The 8,255-nt window shown below is 28.4% G+C and carries 10 protein-coding genes; 7 read left to right on the top strand and 3 right to left on the bottom strand.

Features of this window, described 5'->3' with window-relative positions:
- The first annotated feature begins 215 nt into the window (after positions 1-215).
- Positions 216-959, top strand: coding sequence for an NAD(P)H-dependent oxidoreductase (locus tag B2671_RS12555; RefSeq protein ID WP_346870705.1), 744 nt, complete (start codon positions 216-218; stop codon positions 957-959).
- A gap of 158 nt (positions 960-1,117) precedes the next feature.
- Positions 1,118-1,468 carry a hypothetical protein gene (locus B2671_RS12550; RefSeq protein ID WP_346870704.1) on the top strand — a complete coding sequence of 117 codons (351 nt, stop codon included), beginning with the start codon at positions 1,118-1,120 and terminating at the stop codon, positions 1,466-1,468.
- 121 nt (positions 1,469-1,589) lie between these two features.
- Here the strand turns inward: B2671_RS12550 and B2671_RS12545 are convergent, their stop codons facing one another.
- Positions 1,590-3,746 (bottom strand): C25 family cysteine peptidase, encoded by a 2,157-nt coding sequence (locus B2671_RS12545; protein ID WP_346870703.1) that lies wholly within the window; start codon positions 3,744-3,746, stop codon positions 1,590-1,592.
- A 435-nt stretch (positions 3,747-4,181) separates the two neighbouring features.
- Between B2671_RS12545 and B2671_RS12540 the strand changes: the two genes are divergently transcribed.
- A complete protein-coding gene (locus tag B2671_RS12540; protein WP_346870702.1) occupies positions 4,182-4,748 on the top strand; it encodes a GNAT family N-acetyltransferase in 567 nt (188 codons plus the stop codon).
- 26 nt (positions 4,749-4,774) lie between these two features.
- Here B2671_RS12540 and B2671_RS12535 read toward each other — a convergent pair whose 3' ends face one another.
- Positions 4,775-5,242, bottom strand: a complete 468-nt coding sequence (locus B2671_RS12535; protein WP_346870701.1) for a VOC family protein — start codon at positions 5,240-5,242, stop codon at positions 4,775-4,777.
- A 124-nt stretch (positions 5,243-5,366) separates the two neighbouring features.
- Here B2671_RS12535 and B2671_RS12530 point away from each other — a divergent pair, with 124 nt between their 5' ends.
- Positions 5,367-5,519 carry a hypothetical protein gene (locus B2671_RS12530; protein ID WP_346870700.1) on the top strand — a complete coding sequence of 51 codons (153 nt, stop codon included), beginning with the start codon at positions 5,367-5,369 and terminating at the stop codon, positions 5,517-5,519.
- A 121-nt stretch (positions 5,520-5,640) separates the two neighbouring features.
- Here B2671_RS12530 and B2671_RS12525 read toward each other — a convergent pair whose 3' ends face one another.
- Complete coding sequence (locus B2671_RS12525; protein WP_346870699.1) at positions 5,641-5,994, bottom strand: hypothetical protein; 354 nt, start codon at positions 5,992-5,994, stop codon at positions 5,641-5,643.
- A 452-nt stretch (positions 5,995-6,446) separates the two neighbouring features.
- Here B2671_RS12525 and B2671_RS12520 point away from each other — a divergent pair, with 452 nt between their 5' ends.
- The 3 genes from B2671_RS12520 to B2671_RS12510 all read left to right on the top strand — a co-directional run bounded on the left by B2671_RS12520 (position 6,447) and on the right by B2671_RS12510 (position 8,199).
- Positions 6,447-7,220, top strand: coding sequence for an MBL fold metallo-hydrolase (locus tag B2671_RS12520; protein WP_346870698.1), 774 nt, complete (start codon positions 6,447-6,449; stop codon positions 7,218-7,220).
- Between the two features lie 308 nt (positions 7,221-7,528).
- The gene (locus tag B2671_RS12515; protein WP_346870697.1) at positions 7,529-7,702 is read left to right on the top strand and encodes a hypothetical protein; all 174 of its coding nucleotides are present in this window, start codon (positions 7,529-7,531) and stop codon (positions 7,700-7,702) included.
- A gap of 20 nt (positions 7,703-7,722) precedes the next feature.
- Positions 7,723-8,199 carry an NUDIX hydrolase gene (locus tag B2671_RS12510; RefSeq protein WP_346870696.1) on the top strand — a complete coding sequence of 159 codons (477 nt, stop codon included), beginning with the start codon at positions 7,723-7,725 and terminating at the stop codon, positions 8,197-8,199.
- Positions 8,200-8,255: the final 56 nt, after the last annotated feature.

Genomic DNA, 8,255 nt, shown 5'->3' with positions numbered 1-8,255 from the left:
GGTCAAGGTAGCGGAGCTGGCCAAGGAAAAGGTGCTGGCAGAGGAAATTGTATAAATAACTAAATCTATTATTTAAATAGCTAATATTATAGGAAGGATAGATATATTTGTATAAGTATATCTACCTTCCTTTTTTCTATAATATTTCTTTACATTAGTTAGGCTGGTTATGGTAAAATATTGTATATATACTATGACTATGAGGAGATAAAAATATGAAATGTGTAGTTATTCATGGTAGTCCAAGAAGAGGAAATACATGGAATGTATTAACCTTAGTAAAGGAAGAAATGAGAAAAAATTTAGAGATAGAGTTTATTGATATTGAGCTAAGAAAAGAAAATCTTCCCCTATGTATAGGATGTTTTAATTGCATTTATAAGGGAGAAGATAAATGTCCCCACAAAGAGATTATGAGTAAAATTGTGAAAGAAATTAAAGAAGCAGAGGCACTAATAATTACTTCTCCTGTATACTCTATGCAAATAAGTGGATTACTAAAAAATTTTATAGATCATATGTCTTACAATTTCCATAGACCAAGTTTGTTTACAAAGAAGGCTTTAATAATAACCACTACAGCCGGCGCAGGTCATAAGGATGCTGCAAATTATGTGAAAAGTGTTTTAAATTATTGGGGTTTTAATCATGCTCAAACTATTCCAATTGCTTATAGAAGTAGGGAACTTACAGAGAAAAATAAAATAAAGGTATTAGAGGGTGGAAAAAAATTTAGTAATGAACTAAAATCTAAAAAGATTCATAAACCAGCCTTAAAGTCAGTAGTTATGTTTAATCTTTGGAAAGCCATGTCAAAGGATAAATATGAAGAAGGAAGTGCAGACTATGACTACTGGCATAGCGAAGATATGAGTAAAGGTGTATTCTCGTCTCAAGTGCCTATTGGTATATTAAAAAAATTAATGGGAACAATTATTTATGGGCTAATGAATAAATAAGGTATGTATAAATATATAAAAAATGGTAAATAGTATATACAAATATAAGAATTTAGCTTGAATTATAGCATGATAAGTATTACAATATGAATACATTATTTAATAATGTATTCATATTGTAGTTATTAAATAAAAAATCCGCGGTTGGGGTGATGGTTTTGGATATAGAAATTGAAGATATACTTGTAAAGCTGTTAGAAGGTCAAACAAGACTTGAGACAGAAATTAATGGTGTTAAAAATGAGATAAAGAAGAATTCAATAAAAATTGAATCTATAGAAAAAAACATAGATATGATTGTAGAAGTACAAAGTTCGCATAGGGAACAAAATGAAAGTTCATTTAAAAGCACAGATTTAATAATAGAAGAGAAGACAAACTTAATTGAGAAATCAATAAAAAACATTTCTAAAAATGTTAAAGAAGTAAAAGAAAGCATAGAAGTATTAAAGGATATGACAGGTAGACATGAAGTAGATATTAACATACTAAAACGAAGACCGGTATAGATAAAAATTTAATGACTTCATTAATAACCATTTTATTAATTTAAGATAGTTAATTTTTATGTCTAAAATATAGATTAAATACTAAGGGGGTGCTACAAGCACCCCCTTATATATTATAGATTTAGTTAGCTATAGGATAACTTGCATTTAGGTTATATTTTGTAGAAGTACTATGAGCACCATTATATCCAACAACTTTAAGATAGTATGTGCCCAGTGTACGTGCTGAATAAGAAATGGATTCATTTGATGTTGAACTTTTAGTAGAAGAGGCTACTCTTTTTCCTGATGAGTTATAGAGATATAAGTCATAATCATATGGTAGATTTGTTAATGTTGCAGAGATAACACCAGATTTGTTAGTTGTTACTTTATAATAATCAACGTCTGTATTTGAATATATATATGAACTATAATCTACACCACTGTTTATAGTATATGCTTGGGAAGTAGAATCGTTTGGTTCATATGGGTCTGCTGGTTCTTCTGGATCTGTAGGATCTGTAGGATTTGTAGAGTCTGGTAGGATTTGTATAGATGGGTCACCGAATAATGTCCAAGTGTTGAAGGTTAACAAATCACTGCTTGTACCGTTATCTAGCATTCTAGTTTCACCAGAGTAACACAAGCCGCCTAGTGATACCCTACTGTTGTTGCAAAGTAAGTCAATTATTCCGTCTTGACCATTCATAGGAGGTATCCAAGGTTGATTTACTGTTGACATTAATGTTCCTATTGCACCTATTGGGTTTCCATTACTATTCTTTGAGCGAAGCCAAGTTTCTGCAAAACAAGTACCACTTTGGAATTTACCACTTACACAAGAAACACTTACAATAAAAGGAAGTTGTCCTGGGTTTTGAAGATTTTTTATATTAGTATTACTGAAGCCTGTTGTTACCCAGTAGTTTTCGGCACCGTGCCCACAATAATTTATTATACCTCTGCCTTGGTTTAGACTATTAGTAACAGAAGAAGCTGATGCACCTGGATCGTATATACTATCCACTTGAGTATAACCTGCATTTAGAAGTCTACTCTTTATACTATCCATTTGTTGTATATCTGTTTCTCCAGAACCTTCATCTGATGCTATACCAACACCTTTTTTAAACCATGCAGCTGTATTATAACCATTTTGTTCAAACTCAATAGATCTTTGTACTTGAGTTTCAACATCTGCAATACTTTCTGCAGAAAAACGGCCTACATATATGTCAGGATAATCATCTGAACCTGCAACCTTTGTATAAGTAGGATCAGAAACCCCTGTAGAGTAAGTAGGAGAGGATATATGGGCATAGTCACCTACAAGAAGTACATAAGTTAATTCAGGGTGTTGATTGTAATAGTTTTGTATATAGTTTTTTATTTCAGTTGGATTATTAGATGATGATACTGTAGACATATTTACTAATGTAGTGTTTATTCCTCTGGAGTTTTTCCAATTAATAAAGGAATTCATAGCACTACTAAACTGATCATAAGATATGATAAGCATAGAGCCTGTCTCTGAAGGATTATTCATTAAACGATGAGTAGGAGTTTTTAAATTACTGTAGTTAATAAATGTGTTTGAATAAGCAGGTTCGAAATCAGAAGTGGTTTTATTAGATCTTGAAGTGGTAAGTGAATTTACTGATGATTTACCATCTGTTATTATTTCTACAGTTACAGATTTATAAACTCTTAAAGTTTCATTTTTAGGTTTATATTGAAATGCATTTAATGTAATAGTTGTCCCTCTTAATTCTCTCATTATGAAAGGTTCGCTAAAAGAAACTAATTCTGAAGGATAAACGTTTTTATTTTTATATTCCTTACCTAACTTATAAGGTATATCTTCAGGATTTTTATCCCTTGTTATAGAACCTTTTGAGGGAGCTATAGGGAGGTTTTTATAATCTTTATATTCTGATGATATAACGTTTAACTTAACGTCGGCATCATTTGGTATAACTATATTTCTGCATATGCGAGGAAGTTCCGGAGCCCCTTCTTCAAGAGGTAAGCTAGTACCCTCACAATTAATATTATAGTAAGATTTATTGTTAATGTTTACTAAGTCTTTACTAAAATTATTAATGCAAAATTTTACAACTGTATGATGAGAATCAGACTCTAACACAGTAACACTAACATCATCAGTGCTATTTGAGTTACCATCATTGTCAAGACTAGAAGTGGTTCTAGTATTAAATACGAAGAAACATTGAGTAACTAAAAATGTCAGTAGAAATAAAAATACTGATAGTTTTGATTTAAACAATTTTTTCATACATTCCCTCCTAAAAATTAGAATTTAATAGAGATAAAATAAATAGAAAATTATCTAAATAGTACATCCCTCCTTTAAAATTATTATAATTGTAACTTATGATATGAAGTGTGTTTTGTCTATATAGATAACAACTAAAATATGAATTATTAAAGTTGTTTATCTCAAATATGATATTATAGAAAATTGTAACTTTAACATGGAGTTTATAAACTAATTATGTGATAATAGATAAATCATATTATATAAAATTGGATGAATAATTTTTGAAGATGTTTATAAAAGTAGTTCATCACTTTTATGAAAGAATGCATATGGATTTTATGCACAATTATATGTAATAATTAAATGAAAAATTTATGTTATTTATATATTAGAACAGATTTACATAATTGTAAATATAAAATGTGAAATTTCTTTAAAAAAGTTAATGGTATGGAAACAATTAACAATAGATTAAATATTTACATTGATATTAAAGTAAAAGATGTTATAGATAAAAGGGAGTTAAAAGATCAAATCTTTGATGAAATAATGAAGAAATCACAAGTAATAAGACAAGAAAATAAGGAGCTTGATGTAAGAATCTATCATTGTTGTTTTTCAGACAATAAAGAGAATATAGCATATTATTCTTCTAAAAAAGGCTTTAACCATGATGAAGGAATGCATATTATAAAGAAAAAAATAACTGAGGAGAGTTTCCAGATTACAGATATTGAGGGTGTAGACGTTGCTACTCTTGAATTTATAAACGAAGATGAGATAAAACAGTTAGTAGAAAAGCAAAACGAAGTATTTGTTAGAGGCTATTCCATTGAGGATATAAAGGAATTAAGAAGAGAAAATCAATGGTTCAGTATAGCAGCTAAACATAGAGGAGAAATTGTAGGTAATATTATTATTATCGTAAAGGAAGATGAATTAAACAATAAATATGGTTGGGTGGATGATTTGTTTGTTTCAAAAGAATGGAGAAATGCATCATCGAAGAAGATGTAAAAATCATAATTTCTTATAGTCATAATTTACTTTAGGCAAAAGTTTACATAATCAACTGGTACATCCATTCTAATAGCAATTTCCTTAATTGATAAACCATTATTTAAGAATCTTCTGATAACCATGATCATATTTTCACCAACTTCAATAATATGATTGTCAGGGTCGTAAAATCGAACAACACGCTGCCCCCAAGAATGTTCTACTATGGAATGTACATAATTAATATCTGTCATGTTATTAAGCCTTTGAATAAAGCAATCAAAATTATCTTCTTCAAAGTATAATTCTGTGTCATTTCCTCCAAATACAATTTCATTATCTTTTTTGTGAATAAAAGTACACCACGAATCTTTTGTTTGTAATGCAATACCTCCTGTTAAAGTCACATTTGCACCAAAATCTTCAACAATTTTTAAACCAAGCACTTCATAATAAAACAACTTTGATTTATCTATATCAGAAACTACTATTAATGGACTCGAAAATTTCATTATATTCCTCCTCATATAAGTGACAATTATTATTTGCTTTAATTATTATAGTAACTTTTTAACCTATTTTTCATATTGTGTAATTGGCAAGAAAAATTTTCTTTAATGAAAGGGGGGGATTATCATGTTTAAGGAAAAAACGTATAATAAGAATAATTGTAAAAACTCTAGTTATAAATATAAATGGCAGTGTTATACACATGAATATATAGGTATTGCAAGAATTGTTAAATCACAGCCATACCCAAAACAACCATCGTTTTCTTGGAGTTTCTAGCTAAATTAACCAAGTGTAAATAGAAATGTGTATAAATTTATATTGAGCTGTCATTCATGACAGCTCTTATTGTTTAATGGCTAAGTGCTAGTTGTTTTCAATAGCTCAATTTTCTAAGAAATTAGATAGTTGTTCCTAATTTCTTCATTGTATAACCTATGATAAATAAATCAATGACCAATCCTAAAACTATAATAACTGTTTTTGAAATTACTGATAAATGAAAGCTAAGGGATATTTTAATAAATATCAGTGATGTTAATAAGCATATAATTATAAATATACCAATCAAAATAGCAAATTTTTTAATGCCATTTTTTTTTGAATATGCAATAATATCATCAATACTACACAATAGAATGGTTATCATTAATATGGCACTATCCCATTGCTGAATTCCAATAAGTTTAGCTAAAATCCATAAAAGTATACCCAATACGATAATAAGGTGCTTGTATTTTTTCCATGAATTCATTTTAAATTACTCCTATTCACTCAAAATGCATTAGAATTATTTATTGATTCTGTTTAATTAATATACATAGTATATCATATTTTCAAATACAGTTCTATTACTCTTTAAATACCAAGCTATTGTAATTCATTTTTCAACATGTATTTATTATTAGCAAAAGATATAATCAAAAAAACATACAATTAGGTATATTCATAGATAAAATTAAGAAGACTCCATTTGAAAATACTGGTTTAAATGTGATATATTTATTTTAAGTTTACTTTTATTTTAGTACAATCAATTTATAGAATTGTTACCTAATATAAAGGAAAATACATTTGATTCAATTCTCTAGTGTATTTTAACTTTGATAAAAAGGTTTGGATTGAATCTTAAATATGATAAAGAATTACAGTTTTCTGATGATGATATAGAGATTACTTTAATATACTAATGGGAGGTATAACTTAATGTCTATTGAAACAGATTGGTTTACAGTTGAGTTACTAGATGATACTACGTATTGTATAAGTGAATATAAGCATTGGGAAGAAACACATTGTTATTTATTAATTGGAAATGATAAATGTGTTTTAATTGATACAGGACTTGGTGTTGCAAATATAAAAAATATAATTGATCAAATAACAGATTTACCCATAGAGGTGATTTCGACTCACATTCATTGGGATCACATAGGCGGACATAAATATTTCTTAAAATATGGTGTCCATGAAAATGAAAAAGATTGGATATCAAAAAAATTTCCCATTACTCTTCAAGTAGTAAAGAATAATTTAATGAAATATCCTTGTGATTTTCCATGTGACTTTAATATAGACAATTATGAAATATTTCAAGGAAATCCAAGTTTTCTTTTAAGGGATGGTAAAAATATTCATATTGGAGAAAGAGAATTAACAGTAATTTATGCACCTGGACATTCTCCTGGACATATGTGTTTTTACGAGGAGAAAAGAGGATATTTATTTTCAGGTGACTTGATTTACAAAGGAACTTTAGATGCCTTTTATCCTACAACAAATCCTACTGACTTCATGCATTCAGTTCAAAAAATCAGTACTTTAGATATTAAAAAAATTTTTCCAGGGCACCACAGTTTAGATATTAGTGTTAATTTAGTTGATGAAATTAATCAAGGATTTTCTAAAATTAAGAAAGACGGTTGTCTGCATCAAGACGCTGGAGTCTTTAAATTTGAGAATTTTGCAATTCATATTTGAGCAGATTTAATGTATACAGTTATAAATATAATAAGCATAATCTACTCTATAAACACTTATGTTATAAAATAATTTGTGAAATATAATATATAAAACTATTTACATAGGTATATAGGAAACTATTAAAATATATAACTATTTAAATAGTTGTTTTATTCATGCAGGTTTTGGGCGGTTTTCATGTTTTAGTGGGAAGAATTAACGAAGTAAGAATTTTTTATTTTATCTTTACTTTTATTGGTCTATAATTAATTTATAGGTTAATATGTAATAGTAATGTATTATCTAGTGTATAAAGGAGGGTAGACATGCTATATATAGTCTATGGTTTTATAGGATTATTAGTATACTATTTTGTTACAGTGCTATTTGGTGGAGATTGTGGAATAGGGATATTAGCTGCAATAATAATAGTATGCTCAATGATTATTATAGAAAAACTTAATGATATAAAAACGAAATTAGATGGAAAAGATATATAAATTTTAATTGGAGGTTTAAAATGGATTGTGGATTTGAAAAAGAAGATGGATGGTTTAGATATAGAGCAGCAGCAATTGTTATAGAAAATGGACATGTACTTTTTGCTAAAAACGAAGTAGATGATTATTATTACTCCGTTGGGGGAGGTGTACATCTTGGGGAAAAGGCAGAAGATGCAGTAAGAAGAGAGGTTTTTGAAGAAACAGGCGTAGAATATGAGGTTGAAAGATTAGCCTTTATTCATGAGAACTTTTTTAATGGTACTGGATCATTAGAAGGGTTAAAATGTCATGAAATAGCCTTTTACTTTTTAATGAAGCCAAGAGGAAGTCAAGAACTCAATAGCAATAGTTATTCACTAGGTGGTCGTGAATATATGCATTGGCTACCTATTGAAAAATTGAGGGATTATTTAGCTTTTCCTAGCTTCTTTGCAGAGAAACTAACATGTATTAGTGATACTGTTGAACATATTGTCACATATGAGAGCATTTAATTTAATATTATAACATAAGACAATGATATTAAAAGTATCATTGTCTTATGTTATAA

The organism is Clostridium sp. UBA5119, assembly GCF_002414285.1.
GTDB classification, from domain to species: Bacteria; Bacillota; Clostridia; order Clostridiales; family Clostridiaceae; genus Clostridium_J; species Clostridium_J sulfidigenes.
Note: the sequence above shows the minus strand (reverse complement) of the source record. Positions and strands in the feature narration are given on the sequence as shown.

Excerpts from the sequence above, each read along its gene's own strand:
- B2671_RS12555 (WP_346870705.1), top strand. The coding sequence starts at position 216 with ATGAAATGTGTAGTTATTCATGGTAGTCCAAGAAGAGGAAATACATGG.
- B2671_RS12545 (WP_346870703.1), bottom strand. The coding sequence starts at position 3,746 with ATGAAAAAATTGTTTAAATCAAAACTATCAGTATTTTTATTTCTACTG.
- B2671_RS12540 (WP_346870702.1), top strand. The coding sequence starts at position 4,182 with ATGGAAACAATTAACAATAGATTAAATATTTACATTGATATTAAAGTA.
- B2671_RS12535 (WP_346870701.1), bottom strand. The coding sequence starts at position 5,242 with ATGAAATTTTCGAGTCCATTAATAGTAGTTTCTGATATAGATAAATCA.
- B2671_RS12530 (WP_346870700.1), top strand. The coding sequence starts at position 5,367 with ATGTTTAAGGAAAAAACGTATAATAAGAATAATTGTAAAAACTCTAGT.
- B2671_RS12525 (WP_346870699.1), bottom strand. The coding sequence starts at position 5,994 with ATGAATTCATGGAAAAAATACAAGCACCTTATTATCGTATTGGGTATA.
- B2671_RS12520 (WP_346870698.1), top strand. The coding sequence starts at position 6,447 with ATGTCTATTGAAACAGATTGGTTTACAGTTGAGTTACTAGATGATACT.
- B2671_RS12515 (WP_346870697.1), top strand. The coding sequence starts at position 7,529 with ATGCTATATATAGTCTATGGTTTTATAGGATTATTAGTATACTATTTT.
- B2671_RS12510 (WP_346870696.1), top strand. The coding sequence starts at position 7,723 with ATGGATTGTGGATTTGAAAAAGAAGATGGATGGTTTAGATATAGAGCA.